Raw genomic sequence first — 20362 nt, 5'->3', positions numbered from 1 at the left:
GCTCAGTGAACATAGCAATAGAAATATACATCAATATATACCTAAGAATACTGATTTTAAATGAATTACAGATAATTATATAAAGCAAATATAATATAAAATTAATAATCAAGAGAAGTTTTAGGATTTGAAAAACCAAAGGATTTATTTTATAAATTTGTAAGCTAAAAAATTGCAATTGCACTTGTAGGTTGAATTGGCAATACTAAATTTTCTCCATTATTATTTTGTAAATAATAAAAAAGGTTGTAAATTTGCACCCGCAAACTAAAACGGCGAGGTAGCTCAGTTGGTTAGAGCGTTGGATTCATAACCCAAAGGTCACGGGTTCAAATCCCGTCTTCGCTACTCTTTCGGTGTAACTAATTATAAACAAATTAATTACACCGATTTTCCTTTAATAGCTGGGTCAGTTTTGGGACTTTTTTCCTGTACTCAAGGAAGAAGCGTCCTAAATAAAAAAATGCCTGAGAACAAGCAATTTACTTCTACACATAAGATATATGTGGATTACAAGCCCGCAGAACTACAAAAGGGCGAAAATCAAGAATGGCGTATCGTCTTTTACGCTAAAGTTTCTGCTAAAAACGAAAAGAAACGTTTTCGTAAGCGTATGTCTCCAATGACACCTAACCGTGATCGTGAGAAGTACGCTAAACGAATGATAGCCACTATCAATCAAAAGTTAGAAAGTGGATGGTCGCCCTTCTATGACGATCCAAATGTCCGTTACAAATCATTAGACTATTGTGCTGACTTATTCCTATCTATGCAGTAGAAGGAAGTTTCGGACGGGGTGAAGCGTGCGGATACCATTAGAGCTTATAAATCTTTCTTAGAACTATTCAAAAAGTATATTGAGAACAAAAAGATTCCTATTAAGTTTGTAGTGAAAATAGATGTCTTTATGATACAAAACTATTTAGATTACTTGTACTACGAGAGAAAGAATAGCTCCAGCACTTATAATAATCATTTGCGCTTTCTTAATACCTTTCTGCTATGGTGCAAAAGCAAGAACTTTATTCCTGCCAACCCGCTGAGCATATCAAAGCAAAGACAAAAACACAGAAAAAGCGTGAAGTTACTTACTCCACAAGTGAAAGACAAGGTGAAAAAACTGCACAATACTCATTTTCATTTCTATGTATTGTGTATGCTGACTTATTACTGCTTTATCCGCCGCACGGAGCTAACCAAGCTAAAAGTGAGCGATGTAAATCTTAGCGGTGGATATATCATTATTAGTGGAGAGAACTCCAAAAACCGCAAGACGGAAAGCGTTACCATACCGAGCAACCTTCTGCCTGACTTAGCGCAACACTTGATAACTGCCCATAATAGTGATTACCTCTTTAGCCAAAACAATTATAAACCAGGAAAGAAAGCCTTCACTCCTAAGAAGATTTCCGATGAGTGAGCAAAGTTTCGTAAGGAAGGAAAATTTGATAGTAAGTTTCAGTTTTATTCTCTCAAGGATACAGGGATTACGGACCTACTCAATAGCAGTATGCCTGCTATCAAGGTCAGGGATCAAGCCCGACACTATGATTTAAAGATGACCGAAAGCTACATAGCCGGAAACAAGTTTGCCGATGAAATGGTTAAAAACGTCTCTTTTTTTTAGTTATTTCAGAGTGTTTGGAATGTGTTTTTTTGTGTGTTTTCTGTGCAAGTCCTTTTTTAAAGGATAATTAATTGAATATCAGTGTAGATTGCTACACATAAACTGCACACAAAAAATAATTTTGTACATAAACTTACCTTTTTGCACATAAATTTTTTCTTTTTGGGTACGGGTGTGAGGGTGTATAAGAAAGAAACCTCCTCAGAACGGACGTTCTTAGAGGAGGTAAAAAAGATAAAAAATATCTGAATTTATGCGTTTCTATGCCAGAAGGTATAACCAACCAAAGAGGTAATAACGAGTTTCGGTATACTGGAGCTCTCCAGCAGTGCCTAAGTGGTAAAATATCTTTGTTCTCATAGCAGCAGGGCAAAATATTTAACAATCGCTTTTTTGCTGGAAAAGAGTTCTTGTTCTTCTAAGTTGATAAAAGTAGTCCTCAAGCCAGTGCCTGAAAAGTCAATCTTTTTTACTTCAACGGCATAAATGATAAGCTCCTTAGCCTGATCATCTTCAGGATCTCGCCTAAGAAGCCCATCTCGTTTGTATTCTTTAGTGATTTTTACGCCTTGAATGGTTTCGTTAATGATTTTTCCTTTGTGAATGAAGAAAATACTTTCGTTAAGTTCAAATTTTGTTCTGAATTCCATAGTTTTACAATTTTTTGTTAGTGAAATAGGGATTAAGTGTCTCCAAAAACTTGTTTAGGTAGTAGCTCCCTTGACTACCTCGCTGGGGATCGGCTCTTCGCTTTTGCTGTCCGATAACACCATAAAGGTAAGGGAGATTTCATTGTTGTAGGCACGCATAGAGTGGGCAAAGGATTCCACGTCAAAGCAGTAAGTGCTGGAGCTACTGTGATTCACCACAGCGGGGTTGGTTTTTTGGTAAGACATAAGATATAAAGATAAGGTGTCCGTGAGAAGGTGTTGTCTTACCAAGTATTAATGCATTAGTTGAGGCTGTCCGAAAAGGGAACCTCTTTTCACTCTCCAAAGGCTCTTCGGATAAGGGCATCGGGGGTAGGCTCTTTTCCACGAAAGCGTTTGTAAAGGGTCATTTCCTTCTCACTACTACCTTTGCTGAGTACTTCTCTGCGGAAACGAGTAGCTACCTCAGTATTAAAAATACCTGCTTCTTTAAAGACTTCAAAAGCATCAGCATCTAGCACTTCCGACCATTTGTAACTATAATATCCTGCGCTATAGCCTCCACTAAAAATATGTGAAAAGGCGGGCGAAATACACATCGCTTCCACAGTTGGATAGAGTTGGGTTTCTTTGGTAACTGTTTGTTCGAAAGTACGAACATCTTCAAGGCGTTCCAAATGAGGGTAGGTATGCCACGTCATATCTAAGAATCCGAAATTTAACTGACGCACACTTAAAAGTCCTTCCATAAAAACACCGGCTTCTTTTATTTTCTGTACCCATTCTATGGGTAAAGGCTCACCTGTTTGATAATGTGTTGCAAAAAGGCGCAAGGTTTCTTCTTCATAACACCAATTTTCCATCAGCTGACTGGGAAGTTCTACAAAGTCGCGGGCTACATTAGTACCGCTTAGAGAAGGATACGTAACCTTAGAAAGCATACCGTGAAGAGCGTGCCCAAACTCGTGAAAGAGAGTTGTCAGTTCGTTGAAGGTGAGCAAGGAAGGAGCCGAAGCAGTAGGGCGCGTGAAGTTACACACTATGGAAATATGTGGACGCGAATCCTTCCCCTCAGTATCAGTGTATTGCTCTTTGTAAGAGGTCATCCACGCACCATTGCGTTTGCCTGTACGTGGAAAGAAATCGGTGTAGAAAAGGGCGAGATAATCTCCTTTATCATCGGTTACTTTGTAGGTTTGTACTTCGGGGTGATACTTTTCTACCTCATCGGTAAGGGTGAAGTGCAAACCGTAGAGCTTATGTGCTACTGCAAACATTCCTTCCACTGCTTTATCCAAAGATAAGTAGGGTTTTAATAGAGAATCATCTATTTGATAGCGCTGTTGTTTCAATTTTTCGGCATAATAAGCAAAATCCCATTGCTGAAAGTCATCAAGTCCTGAAAAGGCTTTTAGCTCTTCTAATTCTTTGATTGCTTGCGGTTTGGCTTTAGCTAAAAGTTTATTCAAGAAATCCATTACCTTTTCTGATGTTTCTGCCATACGCTCTTCTAATACCAAAGAGGCATAATCGGGATAACCCAATAGTGAGGCGCGTTGGGCACGTAACTCAGCGATACGCAACACATTGGCTTCGTTATTATAAGCACTATCACCTGCGCAACGGCTATGATAGTCAATAAAAAGTTTACGGCGCAACTCACGGTTATTAGCATATTTCATCACGGCGGTATAGACAGGCAGGTCGAGGGTAATCACCCAGCCTTCTTTATGACGTTTTTTTGCTTCGGTAGCGAGCATCTCTAATACAAAGTCGGGCAGACCGCTGAGCTCTTCTTTATGGGTAATCACCCATTGGTAATGCTGTGTTTCAGCCAATACATTTTCTGAAAACTTCAGTTTGAGGCGCGCTAATTCCTTGTCAATTCTGCGCAAATGCTCTTTATCATTCGATGATAAATTTGCACCATTGCGAGTAAAACTCTTGTAAGTCTTTTCAAGTAGAGTATGTTGTTCTGGTGAAGCGGAAAGGTAATTGCGGGTTTTGTAAACTGCTTCAACACGTTTAAAAAGTGCTTCGTTCAAACGGATATCGTTGCTGTAATCGGTGAGCAGAGGCGAGATGCGTTGAGCTTCTGCTTGCAGGGTTTCGTTAGTTTTGGCACTGTTCAAGTTGAAGAACATCGCCGTAAGTCGGTCGAGTTCTAATCCCACATAAGCCAAAGGCTGTATTGTATTCATATAGGTAGGCACTTCTGGATTATGAGCAATAGTATCGATTTCTTTGAGGTTTTTGGCAATAGTTTTTTGGATGGCTGGTAGATAGTCGGTAGGAGCAAAGCGCGAAAAGGGCGCAGATTCATAAATAGTATCAAACATAACAGTGACTTTTTAGTTTTGAGTTTCTTGTGTTAAGCTATAAATTCTTTTTGGCAAGAGAACTTTAAGAATAAAGAAATTATGCAGAGATAAGAAAATAGAGATGCAATAATTTACATCTCTTAAGTAAAAAATAGTTATTTAATAGTTGTTGGTTGTCAGCAATGAAAAGTAAAAAACTTTAAATCTTAGGACTAAAAATTCTCCTCATTATCATCAGGAGTAATACCTGCATAACCCTTCATAATACCGTGCTGGGATTTACGAACAAATTGTAAGATTTCATCTCTTTCTAAAGTAGCTTCCATTTCAGCTTCTATATAATCTAAGGCGTGAGAAGTGCTGAGTTTCTTTTGGAAGAGAATACGATAGATATTCTGAATTTCACGAATTTTTTCGGTAGAGAAGCCTCGACGGTGTAGCCCAATAGAGTTGACTCCTACATAAGAGAGTGGATTGCGGGCAGCCTTGACATAAGGAGGCACATCCTTACCCACTAAGGAGCCCCCAGTAACAAAAGCATAGCTTCCGATAGAGCAGAACTGATATACAGCCGTCATACCTGCCATCACGGCACAATCACCCACAGTAACATGTCCCGCAAGGGTGGTACCATTGGAGAAAATGCAATTGTCCCCAACAATACAATCGTGTGCGATGTGGGAGTAGGCCATAATAAGACAATTATTACCCACAACAGTACGCATACGATCCACTGTTCCTTTGTTAATCGTAACACACTCTCGAATGGTGGTGTTGTTCCCAATATGGGTAGTGGTTTCTTCCCCCTTGTACTTGAGGTCTTGGGGGATCGCTGAGATGACTGCACCAGGAAAAATTTTACAATTTTTTCCTATACGAGCCCCTTCCATGATAGTTACATTAGGTCCTATCCAAGTGCCTTCTCCTATTTCTACATTCTTACATATAGTAGTAAATGGCTCCACTACTACATTTTGAGCAATTTTGGCTTCGGGGTGTATATTGACTAAGGGATACATCATAAGTTATTGTTGATTATCGTCTCTTTTTACTATTTTAGCCATAAGTTCTCCTTCGGTTACTAATTTGCCATTTGCATAAGCATAGCCTTGCATGTGACAAATACCTCTACGGATAGGAGTGAGCAGTTCCAACTTGAAGATAAGAGTATCGCCAGGAAGTACAGGATTTTTGAATTTGACATTGTCAATCTTCATAAAGTAAGTCAAGTAGTTTTCAGGGTCGGGTACAGTACTGAGAATTAGTACACCCCCAGCCTGTGCCATGGCTTCTATTTGTAGAACACCAGGCATTACAGGAGCTCCAGGAAAATGACCAACAAAGAAAGGCTCATTCATAGTTATGTTCTTGGTAGCAATTACATGCTTGTCAGAAAGTTCAAATACTTTATCCACCAAAAGCATAGGGGGACGGTGGGGAAGGAGCTTCATAATACCCACGGTATCAATCAGAGGAACTTGGTTAATATCCACTTTAGGAATATCATTTTTGCGTTCATTGGCGATGATTTTTGAGAGTTTCTTAGCGAACTGTGTATTAGTAAAATGTCCTGGTTTGTTAGCTATTACTTTTCCACGGATATGAACTCCTACAAGAGCTAGGTCTCCTACTACGTCCAAAAGTTTATGACGTGCTGCTTCATTGGAGTAGTGGAGAGTGATGTTATCCAGTACACCATTAGGTTTTACAGTAACATTATCTCGGTTAAATACTTTCTTAAGCTTTTCCATTGTTTCAAAGGAGGGCTCTTTATCTACATAGATGATAGCATTGTTAAGATCTCCTCCTTTTATGAGTCCTTTGTCTAGAAGAATCTCTAATTCATGTAAAAAGCTGAAGGTGCGAGCACTAGCTATTTCATTTTTGAATTCAGAAATATTGTTCATATAGGCATTTTGAGTACCTAATATTTTAGTACCAAAATCCACCATGGTGGTAACCTGGTATTCTTCAGCAGGGATAATAGTAATTTCAGAGCCTGTTTCTTCGTTTCTGTAAGAAATGACCTCACGAACAATGTATTCATTACGTTCTGCCTCTTGTGCTATGATACCTACTTTTTCAATAGCCTCCACAAAATATTTAGCAGAGCCATCCATAATAGGAGGTTCAGGAGCATTTAATTCAATGATAACATTATCTAAGTTCATTCCTACTAATGAAGCAAGAATATGCTCACATGTTTGTATTTTTACACCTTTTTTTTCCAGAACAGTACCTCGTTCAGTACTGATTACATAATTTGCATCGGCTTCTATAACAGGATTTCCCTCCAAATCTACCCGCACAAATACATATCCTGTATCTACAGGGGCAGGTTTAAGAGTTAGTGTTACATCTTTTCCAGTGTGTAGCCCTTTTCCTTGTAAAGTAATAGGGCTGGCTAATGTATGTTGTTTCACAAGATATATATTTTAAATTACGTAATTTTAATGTATACTATTTTTCGTCAAGTTTCTTTTCCAATTCATCAATTCTTTTGAGTAATTCAGGTAGTTTCCTAAATACTACATAAGATTTATTGTAATTCATATAAGTAAATGCGGGAGATCCTTGTATGGCTTCATTATCCTTTACATTGCGCCCAATACCTGATTGAGCCTGAATCCTAACATTATTACCAATAGTAAAATGCCCAGCAATACCTACCTGACCACCTATTACACAATGGGAACCAATCTTACTAGAACCCGCTACTCCAGTCTGTGAAGCTATGACTGTATTTTCTCCTATCTCTACATTGTGAGCAATTTGTACTAGATTGTCTATTTTTACACCTTTGCGGATAAGAGTAGAACCCATGGTAGCACGGTCTATAGTGGCATTAGCACCTATTTCTACATTGTCCTCCAACACCACATTCCCTATTTGAGGAATCTTTTTATAGGTACCATCTTCCTGAGGAGCAAAACCAAAACCATCTGCACCAATTACCGCACCTGAATGAAGAATACAGTCCTTTCCTATAAGAGAATCTGCACAAATAGTTACTGCACTGAAGATAATAGTGTTATCAGCGATGGTCACATTATCGCCAATGTTGACATTAGAATATATTTTTACATTGTTCCCTATTTTGCAATGTGCTCCAATATGGGTAAAAGCCCCTATGTACAAATTTTCTCCTAAGGAGGTAGAAGGATCAATAAATACAGGATTTTCTATACCTATTTTTGTAGCAATCCGTATCTGATTATAATATTCAAGTAACTGAGTAAAAGCAGAATAAGGATCAGGAACTCTAATGAGGGTTGATTTGATCTTATGTTCAGGATGAAAGTCATCTTTTACAATCACCACGGAAGCCTCTGTAGTATATATGAAGTGCCGATATTTTGGATTAGATAGAAAAGTAATAGCTCCTTGGCATCCTTCCTCTATTTTGGAAAGCTTATACACTTCTACCTCAGGATTACCAACGAGAGTTCCATTAAGTATTTGGGCAATTTGGCTTGCTTTAATTTTATGTAACATAAAAACTTAAGTTCTTATAAAAGAGACTCCTACTCATAGAGAAAATATTTCCTCACTGAAAAGAGGCTCTTTTTATGGCACAAAAATAAAAAATATAATTTATATAACATGTATTTTTTATATAAATTTCTTCACATTTTTTGATTTTAAAAAAATGCTAAAATAGAAAAATATTTTATATATTTAAAAATCAGACGGATATAGGAGATATTTCCTCCTTATTTTTTTAAAAGTTTCTAGTTCCTTTTGCCAGTTTGCTTTTATTTCTTTTTCGCTTTTATGTTGTAGAAGTTGTTCTCGCAAATTTTTATTACCTGCTAATTTATCAAACAAGGGGTTAAAAAAATTTATCTTTACTTCTGAAGTTTGATGGAATGCCTTGATAAGCCAAGAAAGATTCAGGGAGGACAGGGTAGGGGTATGACTGAGGTCTTCCCCATAACAGGTTTTCCCATTATATTTTGGATTTCTATCTCCTGTGTTTGGATGAGGAACAAAAGTAAAAGCAGTTTTCTCTAAGTAAGGAGAACCATATATTTGAAATTGCCACTGAGTACCTCTCCCCATACTAACATTTGTACCTTCAAAAAAGCATAAACTGGGGTAAAGATTTACAGCTGTTATATTGGGGAGATTAGGTGAGGGAGGAACTGGTAATGGGTAGATAGCGTTTCTATCATAACTTCTTAATGGAATAATTTTTATATTGCAATGGATCCCATTCTTTAGCCATTTTTCTCCATTAATCATTTGGGCATATTCGGCAATAGTCATACCATAAACCACAGGAACAGGATGCATACCTACAAAACTTTTATAGGAATTTTCTAACACAGCTCCATCAATATAATAGCCATTAGGATTAGGACGATCAAGGATTACCAGAGGAATATAGTTTTCTGCACAAGCCTCCATAATGTAATGTAGAGTAGAGATATAAGTATAAAAGCGTGCTCCTACATCTTGTAGGTCAAAGAGCATAACTTCAATTCCTTTGAGTTGTTCTTTGGAAGGCTTTTTGTTTTTCCCATATAGGGAAATGATAGGGAGTTTTGTTTTAGGGTCAATATCATCTTTAATTACTTCTCCAGCATCAGCAGTGCCACGAAACCCATGTTCAGGGGCGAAAACCTTAGTAATATGTATTTTTTTAGACAAGAGAAAATCTACTAAGTGCTCATTTTGAGTAGTTATAATACTATCTTTTTGATAAATTATTTTCTGGATGATACTTGTGTGGTTGGTAACAACTCCTACACGTTTCCCTGTAAGCATAGGCAGATATTGGTAATATTGGCTTGCCCCTGTACCTACATACTCATATTTCTTAATAGAAATATTTTGTGAAGAAAGTCGTCCAAAAATGCTTATAAATAATAAAAAAAGTGTAATTTTGCTCATTCTAAATTGCATTTTTTATTTTGAATCTTGAATTTTTTATTGCTAATCGTCTTGTGGGAGATTCGGGGAACAAAAGTAATATTTCTTCTCCAATTATCAAAATTGCTATTAGTGCCATTGCTCTAGGGGTGGTGATGATACTTATTGCTATAGCTACAGGACGAGGCTTACAGGAGCGTATTCGGCAGAAGATAGCATCACTTAATGGGCATATCCAGATTTTTAATTATGACACTAATCGATCGGAAGTTTCAATAATTCCCATTTCTACGGAGGAAGATTTCTATAGGGATCCTCAATTTTTTAATCAGGAAGAGAAAAAAGTACTTCATATCCAATCGGTAATTACAAAAGGAGGAATTATTCGTACAGAGAAAACATTTGAGGGTATTATAGCCAAGGGGGTAGGGAAGGATTTTGATTGGCAATATATGAAAGAATATCTAAAGAAAGGAAAACTCCCTAATTTTTCATTAGATATCATTAGTAATGAGGTGCTTATATCTGAATACTTAGCGAATCGATTAGAACTTTCAGTGGGGGATATCTGTAATACTCTTTTTCTTCGTGAGGATAATATAAGTATCCCTAATCAGCGAAATTTTAGAATAGTAGGGATATATTCTTCTGGCTTTCAACAATTTGATGAAACTTATATTTTAGTGGATATTCGTCAATTACAAAAAATAAATAAATGGACTTCTAATCAGACGGGACTTTTTGAAGTCTTTATTAAAGATTTTGATCAAATGTCCTCTGTGGGAGAGTATGTTTATAATCATATTCCAGCAGAGTATGATTCACAAACTATTGCACAGAAGTATCCTACTATTTTTGATTGGTTTCATACTTTTGATCTTAATATTATTATTATTATTAGTATTATGGTAATTGTAGGTGGGGTAAATATGATTACTGCTATTTTAGTCCTAATATTAGAGCGTACTCCTATGATTGGTATCCTCAAGGCTCTTGGGGCAACTAATTGGAATATCCGCAAGATATTTCTATATAATGCTGCTTATCTTATTGGTTTAGGATTATTCTGGGGAAATATAATAGGTATGGTTTTGCTTCTTATTCAATACTATTTTTCTCCACTGAAACTTGATCCTTCTATTTATTATGTTTCAGAAGTACCTATATATTTGCACGTAAGTTATGTTGTAGTGCTCAATATAGGAATCCTTGTTATTTGTCTTTTGATGCTTTTGATCCCTTCTTATATAGTGAGTAAGATCTCTCCTATTAAAGCTATGAAATTTGAATAACCTAATAATGTATTATATATGATTTCTGTTTATAAGCTAAAACCTAAATTTCAGCAGCTATTACACCCTCTGTTGGTATGGTTATACAAAAGGAAAGTTACGGCTAACCAGATTACCATAGTAGCAATTATGTTTTCCCTGGGGATTGGTATCCTCTTTTGGGAGGCATCGGTGATACCTCTTTTCTATTTGGTGCTGCCAATAGGGCTATTGATTAGGATGGTGCTCAATGCTCTTGACGGAATGATGGCGCGAGAGTTTGGACAAACTACCCGTCTGGGGGAAATTCTTAACGAGGTGGGTGATGTGCTCTCTGATGTGTTTATCTTCTTCCCTTTGTTAAAATACCACCCCGAGAGCCTTTACTTAGTGGTGACTTTTATCATACTTAGTGTGCTCAATGAGTATGCTGGTATTATGGGCAAGGTATTAGGGGGACAAAGACGCTACGAGGGTCCTATGGGCAAGAGCGATCGTGCGCTGCTGATGGGTATCTATGGACTATTGGCCTACTTAGGAGTGGAGATACATGCTTATTCCCAGGTAATTTTTGCCATAGTAATCGCCTTACTTCTTGTAAGTACTTTTATTCGCTTAAAAAAAGGTTTTTATGGCACTCCATAATAAATATGCCGATGTGCCTCTTCGCATCAGAAGTTGGGGAGTGATTATCTGCGTTTTTGCAGTGGCTATTTTCCACCCTTATGCCATGTGCCTCTTTACCTTATGGGTGAGCTTCCAAGCCCTTACGGAACTCGGCAGACTTTTTGGCTTCAATTCTACCTATTGGCGTATTGCCATTCCCTTGCTACAAGGACTCTTACTATGGGGCTGTCCCAACTACTCCGCCTACATGATAGGCGTTTGTACCTTAGTAGGGGTAACCCTTATCCTGAGCCTTTGTCTACGGAAAATACCCTTAGGTTTGCCTCTTTCCTTGCTAATCGTTTTAGTAGCCTATCCTCATTTGACTTTCTTACGTATGGAGCCACAAGGGGTACAGTGGGTGATTTTCTTGGTGGTGGTAACCGAACTCAATGATATCTTCCAATACCTCACAGGCAAGAGTTTAGGCAATCGAAAGATCTTACCCAAGACAAGCCCTAATAAGACCATAGAAGGTTTTGTAGGAGGACTACTACTCACGCCGCTACTAAGTATGGGCTTAGGTCGCTTATTAGATCTTCCTATTGCACTGCACACTTTAGCATTGTTAGGACTAACTCTTAGCTTCTTCGGCTTCTGGGGAGATGTATGTTTTTCCTACTTCAAGCGACGGGTAGGGGTAAAAGACACAAGTACCCTTATTCCCGGTCATGGTGGGCTCTTAGACCGTATAGATAGCCTATTGTTCAATTGTATTTGGTTTTACCTATGGATACGATGAAGCCTTTTTTCCGCAGTCTGCTCTTCTCAGGAGGGGGTACCCGCTTTGCTCTCTATAACGGTATGTATGCCGCGTTGTGTGCTATTGGCAAAGCTCCAGAGCTACTGATTGCCTCCTGCGGAGGTGCCTTTGCTGCTTTGATAATCAACGCTTTTCCTACTGACAGAGAACGCAAAGCCTATCTGCAGTCAAAGGAGTTTTACTGCTTTATCCAAAGTCTGTCTCTTACTCCTTATTGTAAGCTACATCACTTAGGACTTTTAGCACTGCAAAAGCGATATGACAGGCGTCGAGCACCTTTTGTAGAAGACGTATACCAGCGTTATTTGGTAGAAATGTCTCAAGACCTTTCTGCACTACTCCCTTCTTTGGCTGAGGTATCTTTTTCAGCTACTTTGCCTACTATTATCATAGGAGCAAAGATGCTATTTACACCTCATGAGTGTGACAAACCCAGGAGTGAGCGAAAGCTCTACCAGGAAGTGCTCTTTACCGACTTCAGTACTGCCCAAAAGATACCGCTTTCTGGCATACAGCATACCGAATCAAACTATATTCATTCAGCAGTAGCCCCTGACATGCTACTCAATACCGAAATGTCTATGCTCAAGGCTGCCCGTATTTCCATCTCAGATATGTTTTATGTGCCGCCTGTTGCTTATCAAGGAGCATATTACGCAGGTGGAGCTATTGATCTGATACCCATGGAATTGGCTGATACTCTTTCAACACAGGTGATTGCCGAGCAAAAACAGATCTATTCCCCTACCGAAGAGGCTTTGGTACGTGCCGTCTTAGGCTTTAGCGGCAATGAGCGGTTAGCTTCTGTGGCATCTTATTCTGCTCAATGGGTAGATACACGTGGGGCAATTACCTCTCTAAAAGGTTTTTATTCTGAAAAATATATGGATTGGAAACGCTTTAGTATAAATATTCGCTTTCCCAAAAACTATCCAACATACCAACAACAGATAGACCAGCAATGGGACTATGGTTATCAAACTATTCTTAACACTTTTAGCGTATGAATGTATTTATCATAGGCGGCACCTCAGGAATAGGTCTTGCCCTGGCCTACTTCTATCAACAAAACGGTCATCGTGTAGGGATCTGTGGCAGAGACCTCAGGAAACTCACCTGCGAATCACCTTTTGAGAAATATAAGGTCAATGTCATAGATAAAGAACTGTTAGCTAGTACTATACGTCAGTTTGTGGGTACTGGTACCTTATCCCTGCTTATCAATTGCGCTGGTAGCTATGCTGAAGATGTGGTAGAGGAGATTTCCTACAATGATGCGGTAATGATGCTACAAACCAATATCATAGGTGCTATCAATACCTTAGAGATAGGACGTGAACTTATGGCCTGTAGCGGTGGACAGATTGCTCTACTAGCTTCTATCTCAGGGATTTTGGACTATCCTCAGTCTAGCCTATATACCAAAACCAAGCGCAGTGTATTGCAAATAGCCGATGCCTATAGCCGTGCTCTACGTCCATTAGACATTCATATCACTGCTATTGCTCCAGGATATGTAGCTACTCAAAAGCTATACGAGCTAAACCAAAACAACCTTTCTAAAAAGCCTTTTTTGGTTAGTGAGGCTAGAGCTGTGGTTGAAATTAGTGAGGCTATTGCCCAAAAGAAAGCGTTACACTTATTTCCTACTCGTATGAAGTGGCTTATGCGACTGCTTTCCTCTTTGCCCAAACCTTTGTTATCACTATTTATGTATAGAAAAGCCAAATGGATGCAAAACAACTAACTTTTCGTCATAGGATTATAGCATTAATTCTCTGTAGTGTTGTCTTTCTTATAGTATATAGTTTTTGTGGGACTTATACAGGAAGACTCTCGTATGTACCCTCTATTACTTTCTTTTTTGAAAAAGAAATTCCTTTTGTCCCTCTCTTTATATTTCCTTATATGAGTAGTGGAATCTTCTTTATTTGGGTGTTTTTTTGGGTAAGAAATGAGGAACAATTAAGAATACTTACTTACAGAATACTTTTTATTATTTTAGTGGCAGGAGGATGTTATTTGCTCTTCCCTTTACACTTTTCTTTTGAAAAACCATCAGTGAATGTTCCTCTCTTTCGTATTTTTTTTGAGGAACTCAAAAAAATAGATACCCCCTTTAATCAAGCACCCTCTTTACATGTAGCTTTTGCATTGATTTTTTGGCAAGAAGGAAAAAAATATTTTACAGGAATAAAAAAATATTTCTTATTTTTATGGCTGCTTATGCTCATACTTTCTACATTATTGGTGTATCAACATCATTTGATAGATATATTCTCAGGAGCCTTACTGGCAATACTTAGTTTTTTGATAATAAAGAGGTAATTCTTTAGAATAGGAAGTACCTCTTAGAATTATTTTATGAATAGAGGTTATTCAATAGCTTTTATTTTTTCCTTATATTTCTCCCAAATGGGTGCATCTTTATAATTTATTATCTTATTAGCAGGAACATAAATAGTCTCTAAAGAAGGACAATCTTTAAAAATTCCTTCTTCATCCAAACTAATTCCTTCTATTGAGGGAGGTTCTTGAGCAAGGATAGTGATTGTTTTCAGGTTAGAGCAATAAGAAAAAGCATCTCTGAAAATAATATTGACAGATTTTGGAAGTGTGATGGTTTCAATAGCGCAATTATAAAAAGCTTCAGCATTAACTTTTTCAAGCCTTTCGTTCAAAAGAATTCTTTTTAATTTAGAATTTTCTTTAAAAGCCTGTGCTTCAATCTCTCGTATGTTTTCTCCTATAATTATTGATTCTAAACTTTTACATTCTCCGAAACAGTCAGCAGCTATTTTTTCTACAGCTCTTAGTTCAGGAATTGTATTCATGTTTATTTTTTTTGCCTTAGTATTATCCCATTTAAGTAGGCTTTTCTTATCATCACTTAGTGTGTAATCAGTATCTCTTTCTTCGGAATTTAGATTCAAAAAATCGGCATTCCAACCTTTGTTAGTTTTAGGTCCATAAAGCCTTTTATTGAGAATATCAATATAAAAATCTCCTTCTTGACCTATTTTATTATTGGGAGCGTCTTTTCCGGAATATAGTCTGGCGCCACCTTGTTGTTCTTTTTGTTCTCCATCTTTCCCTTTTTCTCCTTTAGCACCAGGCTCTCCCTTTTCTCCTTTGGTACCTTTTTCTCCTTTCTCACCTTTAGCACCGGGCTCTCCCTTTTCTCCTTTGGTACCTTTTTCTCCTTTCTCACCTTTAGCACCAGGCTCTCCCTTTTCTCCTTTGGCACCTTTTTCTCCTTTCTCACCTTTAGCACCAGGTTCTCCCTTTTCTCCTTTGGTACCTTTTTCTCCTTTCTCACCTTTAGCACCAGGTTCTCCTTTCTCACCTTTAGCACCAGGTTCTCCTTTCTCCCCTTTAGTGCCAGGTTCTCCTTTCTCCCCTTTAGTGCCAGGTTCTCCTTTGTCTCCCTGTGAACCTTTTAAATTGATAGGAGATCCCCAACCTTGGGCTGTTTTGGCTCCATATAGTTGAGAAGAAACGAGATCTAAATAGTAATCTCCTATATTACCTATAGTATTACTTGGACTTCCTTTCCCTGAGTGAATAATACTTCCTTTCTGTACCTCTACTCGTTCAATAACGGTTTCTTTCTGGCAACTGATAGCCACTAAAATACAAACTGCTGCAAAAACTAAATTTTTCATAGCTGTGATAATTAGATTTAGATAAAGTATGTTTTAATAATAAAGTAAATTCTCTTAGAGGATACAAAGTTAAGAAATAATTGGTAAATATTCTATATTTCTTTTAAAATTCTTATAATAAATAATTTTTTATATAATTATTTTATATTTTATTTTTTGAGTTCTATTAAAAAATATTGATTATCAATGTGTTTGGTTGATAATGGATTGTTCTTGTGTCAACTTATATGGCTCAAAAATTTATGAGAGAATATAATTCTTACTGCTTTTTGTAATAATGAAAAAGAATTCGGTATAAGCAATGGCAACTGCTTACACCGAATTTATATATCATATAATCATGTATAGATTTTTACTCTATGAATATTCTCTTTATCCTACGAGAAAGAGAAGTAACAAGTTCGTAGGAAATGGTCTGTGCTGTTTCGGCTAAAGTTTCACTAGTATGTCGTTCATCAAAGATAATAACTTCATCACCTTCATCACAGTCCAGTCCTGTGATATCAGTCATAATCATGTCCATACATACATTTCCCACAATAGGGCATTTCTTGTCCTTGATAAAGACAAAACCTACTCCTTTACCATAAATACGGTTCAACCCATCAGCATGACCTACCGAAATGGTGGCTATTTTCATCGCTTTAGGGGCTTGGAAACCAAAATTATATCCTACATAGTCTCCTGCTTGAATATGATGTATCTGAGAGATAATACTTTTTAGGATAGTTATAGGTTTAAAATCCTTCTGTAGACGGGTATCATTAGCAAATCCATACATACCTATTCCACTTCTTACCATATCAAAATGTGCTTCAGGATAGTTCAGTATGCCTGAAGTATTACAATTGTGATAAATAATCTTATGGGAAAAATGCGTTTCTAATTTCTTCTGAAAATCCTTGAAGATAGAGATCTGCTTCTCCATGAAAGACCGTGCCTCAAGGTCTTCAGAAGCTAATAAATGAGAGAAAGCTGTCTTTACTTTTATATTATTTTGCTTTTTGATAATTTCACAAATGTCATCTATTTCTTCCACAGAAAAACCTAAACGATTCATTCCTGAATTACATTTTATATGAAAAGGATATTCATATAGATTTTTTTTCTTAGCAAAATCAATAAAATGGATAATGAGTCTTTTAGAATACAAAGTAGGTTCTAAGTTATAATGAATAATATCCTCAAAATCTATTAGTTGAGGATGAAAAATAAGAATAGGTTTAGTAACTCCTGCCTTGCGCAATTCTATACCTTCACTGGTAAAGGCAACTGCGAAATAGTCGGCTAAGTTTTTCTTTTCTAAATATTTAGCAATGGCAATAGAACTATTTCCATAGGAATTGGCTTTAACTACAGCCAAAAATTGTGTATCAGCTTTTAAATATTTTTTAAGTTGAAGTACATTGTGTTGGAGGTTATCTAATCGAATCTCCAAAGTAGTTTCTTGTACTGACATTTTTTTATTAAGATTGTTTTTTATTTTTTATATATGAATATAAGAGATACCCTAAAATGACCAATACGACAAAAGGCAAAAGGCTCCCTATGAGTACTCCAATGGCATACATATTATCAGGAGCATTAGCTATTTTTTCTTGTATCTCACTTATATTTTGTTGTAAAGAAAGAGAAATCATTTATTTTTTGATTTTAATTTATCTTTAGTATATTCAGACAGAGCTAATTTTCCGGATATTTGAGCATTATCAAAAAGTAGAGATCCCCATGAGGGAGTATCTTTCCAAAGAATCTTCTTGATTTCCATAAGAGCGTCTAAAGGATAAGAAGTGAGATCCTGTACAAAGTACCCAATTTCTTTATCCATTTCAGGGATATTCTCAAATACACGTGCATAAAGTCCTTTTTCTTTTGCCCAATAAGCATTTTTCCATTGATTAGGAGTAAAAGAAAGTTCAGAGAGTGCATTTACCCCCATTTTTCTCTCAATAGCAGGAGCAATAACAAAGGGACCTATTCCAATACTTAATTCTGGTAGGCGAATACTAGCTTGCTCTGTAGCAAACACATAATCACATGTAGCAAGGATACCTATCCCTCCGCCAACGGCTTTTCCCTGAGCTCTTCCAATGATAGGTTTTGAACAATTACGGATGGCATTAAGTACGCTTGCAAATCCACTAAAGAAAATTTTACCACTTTCTAAAGAATCTACCTTTACTAATTCATAAAAAGAGGCACCTGCGCAGAAGGTTTTCTCGCCTGCACTTTTAAGCAAGATAATTTTTACAGACTTATCAACTGACAAATTATTAAGCTCCTTAACCAAACGGTGGAGTAAATCTATAGAGAGAGCATTAGCTTGCTCACTGGAGAATTCTATAGTGGCAACACTTTCTTCAATAGTTGTATATACGTAGTTCATTTTGGTAGAAGGTCATTTTATAGTTAACTTATCTATAATAAATTCATTGTTTATTACTTACAAAAGATAAAATCAAGAAATGTCTAAGGAATATCTATTTTAGGTAAGAATATTTCAGCAAGCATACAACGGGCACTTCCACCACCACATATCTCTATAGTTGATAAATCACTATAGAGGATTTTTGTATGTTTTTCTATAGTGGTTATTTGCTGAGGAGTGAGTGCATTGTAAGCAGTTTTGCTCATTACCAGATAGGTGCTATCTTTTCCTTTTACTTGCAGCATATTCCCTACAAAATAGTCTACTTGTTCATTACTAATAGTAATAATTTCTTTTTTATCCTCTTTGAGATGATTTAGTACGTTTTTTCGCTCATTTTTATCCTCAATAACATCGGGACAGATAATAGCAAAAGTATTTCCCAAAGCCATCATCACATTCGTGTGATAGATAGGTTTGAGTTTTCCTTCAGTTTTTTGGAATGCTTTAAAGATGACTGGAGTGTATTCGAAATCCTCACAGAACTCAATGAACAACTCTTCATTAGCTCTTGGAGAAAGTGCACAATAAGCTTTACGATGAATTCTATCCAAGACCATAGCTCCTGTACCTTCTAAAAAAAGTCCTTCCTTCTCAGCAGAAGTGTAATCAAAGATGTTCTCTATATGGAAACCAGCATCTTCTACAATATCTAAAATATCCTCTCTACGTTCTCTGCGTCTGTTCTCTGCGAACATTGGATAAATAGCTACATCTGCAGTATTATGAAAACTTATCCAATTATTAGGAAAAATAGAGTCTGGCGTATCTTGATCATAGATATCATCTACTTGAATTACATTTACCCCCACAGCTTTTAGTTTCTTAACAAGAGTGTCAAATTCTTCTTGTGCCCTATAGTTGATTTCTTCATTAGTAATATTAATTCCTTTTTGAAAATAATTATTTACAATGGTTTCTTCATTCGTTCGGAAACGGATAGGACGTATCATTAAAACAGTATCGGTGATTTGTTTTTTCATTTTTGTTAGATTAAATTCTATGCCAAAAGTACATCATTTTTCTTTACTATCCAAATTTTTATAAAAAACTTTGCCAAAAATATTTTTGGCAAAGTTTCCAATAATATCATTCTTATTGTCCAAGAAGATAAGCAAATATGAGAGGAGCAACAATAGTAGCATCGGATTCAACAATGAATCTCGGAGTATCTATATCTAATTTGCCCCAAGTTATTTTTTCATTAGGTACTGCACCTGAATAAGAACCATAACTTGTGGTAGAATCGGATATTTGACAGAAATATGACCAAAAAGGTACATCCTCCCATTCTAAATCTTGATACATCATAGGTACTACACAGATAGGAAAATCACCCGCAATACCTCCTCCTATTTGGAAGAAACCTACTCCCTCTCCTGTGGCATTCTTTTTGTACCACTCAGTGAGATATATCATATATTCAACGCCTGTCTTAACTGTAGAGGCTTTTAAATTCCCTTTTATAACATTAGCAGTAAAGATATTTCCAGTAGTGGAATCCTCCCATCCTGGGCATACAATAGGCAAATTTTTCTCAGCAGCAGCAAGTATCCAAGAATTCTTAGGGTCTATTTCATAATATTGTTCCAAGACCCCTGATCGTACTACCTGATAGAGAAATTCGTGAGGAAAATAGCGTTTTCCTTCTTTCTCAGCCCTATGCCAAACTTCTTCTAAGTGTTTTTGTAAGCGCCGAAAGGCTTCCTCTTCCGGAATACAAGTATCCGTTACACGATTGTAATGGTTGTCTAAAAGTTCCCTTTCTTGTTCAGGAGTAAGGTCTCTATAATGCGGTACTCGCTTGTAATGTGAATGAGCTACAAGGTTCATTACATCTTCCTCAAGGTTAGCTCCTGTACAGGAAATGATATCTATCTTTCCTTGACGAATCATTTCAGCTAAGGAAATACCTAATTCAGCTGTACTCATAGCTCCTGCAAGGGCAACAAGCATTTTTCCTCCTTTTTGCAAGTGCAATTCATAGCCTTTGGCAGCATCTACTAATGTAGCTGCATTGAAGTGTAAAAAATTCTTCTCAATAAATTGAGAAATAGGTCCTTTATTCATCTTTTAAGTATTTATATAAAGTTCAG

The 20362-nt window shown here is 36.8% G+C and carries 21 protein-coding genes and 1 tRNA gene; 9 read left to right on the top strand and 13 right to left on the bottom strand.

The genetic code is table 11. From position 1 onward, the window contains the following. Positions 1-274 precede the first annotated feature (274 nt). The 3 genes from VJJ03_RS07640 to VJJ03_RS07630 all read left to right on the top strand — a co-directional run bounded on the left by VJJ03_RS07640 (position 275) and on the right by VJJ03_RS07630 (position 1420). Positions 275-348 (top strand) — tRNA-Met (locus VJJ03_RS07640). A gap of 115 nt (positions 349-463) precedes the next feature. Then, the gene (locus VJJ03_RS07635) at positions 464-778 is read left to right on the top strand and encodes a hypothetical protein (RefSeq protein WP_323974794.1); all 315 of its coding nucleotides are present in this window, start codon (positions 464-466) and stop codon (positions 776-778) included. 18 nt (positions 779-796) lie between these two features. Beyond that, positions 797-1420, top strand: a complete 624-nt coding sequence (locus tag VJJ03_RS07630) for a tyrosine-type recombinase/integrase (protein ID WP_323974792.1) — start codon at positions 797-799, stop codon at positions 1418-1420. A 563-nt stretch (positions 1421-1983) separates the two neighbouring features. On the opposite strand, the gene VJJ03_RS07625 is transcribed toward VJJ03_RS07630, so the two are convergent. The 7 genes from VJJ03_RS07625 to VJJ03_RS07595 all read right to left on the bottom strand — a co-directional run bounded on the left by VJJ03_RS07625 (position 1984) and on the right by VJJ03_RS07595 (position 9494). After that, entirely contained in the window at positions 1984-2277 is a 294-nt protein-coding gene (locus VJJ03_RS07625; protein WP_009745376.1) for a hypothetical protein, read from the bottom strand. A gap of 54 nt (positions 2278-2331) precedes the next feature. Further along, positions 2332-2523 carry a hypothetical protein gene (locus VJJ03_RS07620; RefSeq protein ID WP_323974790.1) on the bottom strand — a complete coding sequence of 64 codons (192 nt, stop codon included), beginning with the start codon at positions 2521-2523 and terminating at the stop codon, positions 2332-2334. Positions 2524-2612: 89 nt separating this feature from the next. Then, a complete protein-coding gene (locus VJJ03_RS07615; protein ID WP_323974788.1) occupies positions 2613-4616 on the bottom strand; it encodes a M3 family metallopeptidase in 2004 nt (667 codons plus the stop codon). Between the two features lie 194 nt (positions 4617-4810). Beyond that, positions 4811-5620 (bottom strand): acyl-ACP--UDP-N-acetylglucosamine O-acyltransferase, encoded by an 810-nt coding sequence (gene lpxA / locus VJJ03_RS07610; RefSeq protein WP_323974786.1) that lies wholly within the window; start codon positions 5618-5620, stop codon positions 4811-4813. 3 nt (positions 5621-5623) lie between these two features. Further along, positions 5624-7021, bottom strand: a complete 1398-nt coding sequence (locus VJJ03_RS07605; RefSeq protein ID WP_009745380.1) for a bifunctional UDP-3-O-[3-hydroxymyristoyl] N-acetylglucosamine deacetylase/3-hydroxyacyl-ACP dehydratase — start codon at positions 7019-7021, stop codon at positions 5624-5626. A gap of 37 nt (positions 7022-7058) precedes the next feature. After that, positions 7059-8093 (bottom strand): UDP-3-O-(3-hydroxymyristoyl)glucosamine N-acyltransferase, encoded by a 1035-nt coding sequence (lpxD, locus tag VJJ03_RS07600; RefSeq protein ID WP_009745381.1) that lies wholly within the window; start codon positions 8091-8093, stop codon positions 7059-7061. A 183-nt stretch (positions 8094-8276) separates the two neighbouring features. Then, the gene (locus VJJ03_RS07595) at positions 8277-9494 is read right to left on the bottom strand and encodes an exo-beta-N-acetylmuramidase NamZ domain-containing protein (protein WP_009745382.1); all 1218 of its coding nucleotides are present in this window, start codon (positions 9492-9494) and stop codon (positions 8277-8279) included. A gap of 20 nt (positions 9495-9514) precedes the next feature. On the opposite strand from VJJ03_RS07595, the gene VJJ03_RS07590 reads away from it, so the two are divergent. Genes VJJ03_RS07590 through VJJ03_RS07565 form a run of 6 tightly spaced genes read left to right on the top strand, consistent with a single transcriptional unit; the run spans position 9515 to position 14501 of the window. Continuing rightward, the gene (locus VJJ03_RS07590; protein ID WP_323974784.1) at positions 9515-10765 is read left to right on the top strand and encodes an ABC transporter permease; all 1251 of its coding nucleotides are present in this window, start codon (positions 9515-9517) and stop codon (positions 10763-10765) included. 18 nt (positions 10766-10783) lie between these two features. Next, the gene (locus VJJ03_RS07585) at positions 10784-11389 is read left to right on the top strand and encodes a CDP-alcohol phosphatidyltransferase family protein (protein WP_323974782.1); all 606 of its coding nucleotides are present in this window, start codon (positions 10784-10786) and stop codon (positions 11387-11389) included. Then, positions 11376-12152 carry a phosphatidate cytidylyltransferase gene (locus VJJ03_RS07580; protein WP_323974781.1) on the top strand — a complete coding sequence of 259 codons (777 nt, stop codon included), beginning with the start codon at positions 11376-11378 and terminating at the stop codon, positions 12150-12152. The genes VJJ03_RS07585 and VJJ03_RS07580 overlap by 14 nt, the downstream gene beginning before the upstream one ends. Continuing rightward, a complete protein-coding gene (locus VJJ03_RS07575; RefSeq protein WP_323974779.1) occupies positions 12140-13180 on the top strand; it encodes a patatin-like phospholipase family protein in 1041 nt (346 codons plus the stop codon). Before VJJ03_RS07580 ends, VJJ03_RS07575 begins: the two co-directional genes overlap by 13 nt. Beyond that, complete coding sequence (locus VJJ03_RS07570; RefSeq protein WP_009745387.1) at positions 13177-13920, top strand: SDR family NAD(P)-dependent oxidoreductase; 744 nt, start codon at positions 13177-13179, stop codon at positions 13918-13920. Before VJJ03_RS07575 ends, VJJ03_RS07570 begins: the two co-directional genes overlap by 4 nt. Then, positions 13902-14501 carry a phosphatase PAP2 family protein gene (locus VJJ03_RS07565; RefSeq protein WP_009745388.1) on the top strand — a complete coding sequence of 200 codons (600 nt, stop codon included), beginning with the start codon at positions 13902-13904 and terminating at the stop codon, positions 14499-14501. The genes VJJ03_RS07570 and VJJ03_RS07565 overlap by 19 nt, the downstream gene beginning before the upstream one ends. 47 nt (positions 14502-14548) lie before the next feature. Here the strand turns inward: VJJ03_RS07565 and VJJ03_RS07560 are convergent, their stop codons facing one another. The 6 genes from VJJ03_RS07560 to VJJ03_RS07535 form a co-directional block, all read right to left on the bottom strand. Continuing rightward, positions 14549-15838, bottom strand: a complete 1290-nt coding sequence (locus VJJ03_RS07560) for a leucine-rich repeat protein (protein ID WP_323974776.1) — start codon at positions 15836-15838, stop codon at positions 14549-14551. A 352-nt stretch (positions 15839-16190) separates the two neighbouring features. After that, complete coding sequence (gene alr, locus VJJ03_RS07555; protein ID WP_009745390.1) at positions 16191-17297, bottom strand: alanine racemase; 1107 nt, start codon at positions 17295-17297, stop codon at positions 16191-16193. 7 nt (positions 17298-17304) lie between these two features. After that, positions 17305-17478: a hypothetical protein gene (locus VJJ03_RS07550; RefSeq protein WP_009745391.1), complete on the bottom strand. Its 174-nt coding sequence runs from the start codon at positions 17476-17478 to the stop codon at positions 17305-17307. Next, complete coding sequence (locus VJJ03_RS07545; protein WP_009745392.1) at positions 17475-18224, bottom strand: enoyl-CoA hydratase/isomerase family protein; 750 nt, start codon at positions 18222-18224, stop codon at positions 17475-17477. Before VJJ03_RS07545 ends, VJJ03_RS07550 begins: the two co-directional genes overlap by 4 nt. 83 nt (positions 18225-18307) lie before the next feature. Continuing rightward, entirely contained in the window at positions 18308-19249 is a 942-nt protein-coding gene (ctlX, locus tag VJJ03_RS07540) for a citrulline utilization hydrolase CtlX (protein ID WP_323974772.1), read from the bottom strand. Positions 19250-19361: 112 nt separating this feature from the next. Beyond that, entirely contained in the window at positions 19362-20336 is a 975-nt protein-coding gene (locus VJJ03_RS07535; RefSeq protein ID WP_009745394.1) for a deoxyhypusine synthase family protein, read from the bottom strand. Positions 20337-20362: the final 26 nt, after the last annotated feature.

The organism is Capnocytophaga sp. G2 (genome assembly GCF_035282625.1).
Taxonomy (GTDB): Bacteria; Bacteroidota; Bacteroidia; order Flavobacteriales; family Flavobacteriaceae; genus Capnocytophaga.
The sequence above is the reverse complement of the archived record's forward strand: the minus strand, read 5'-3'. Positions and strand labels throughout refer to the sequence as shown.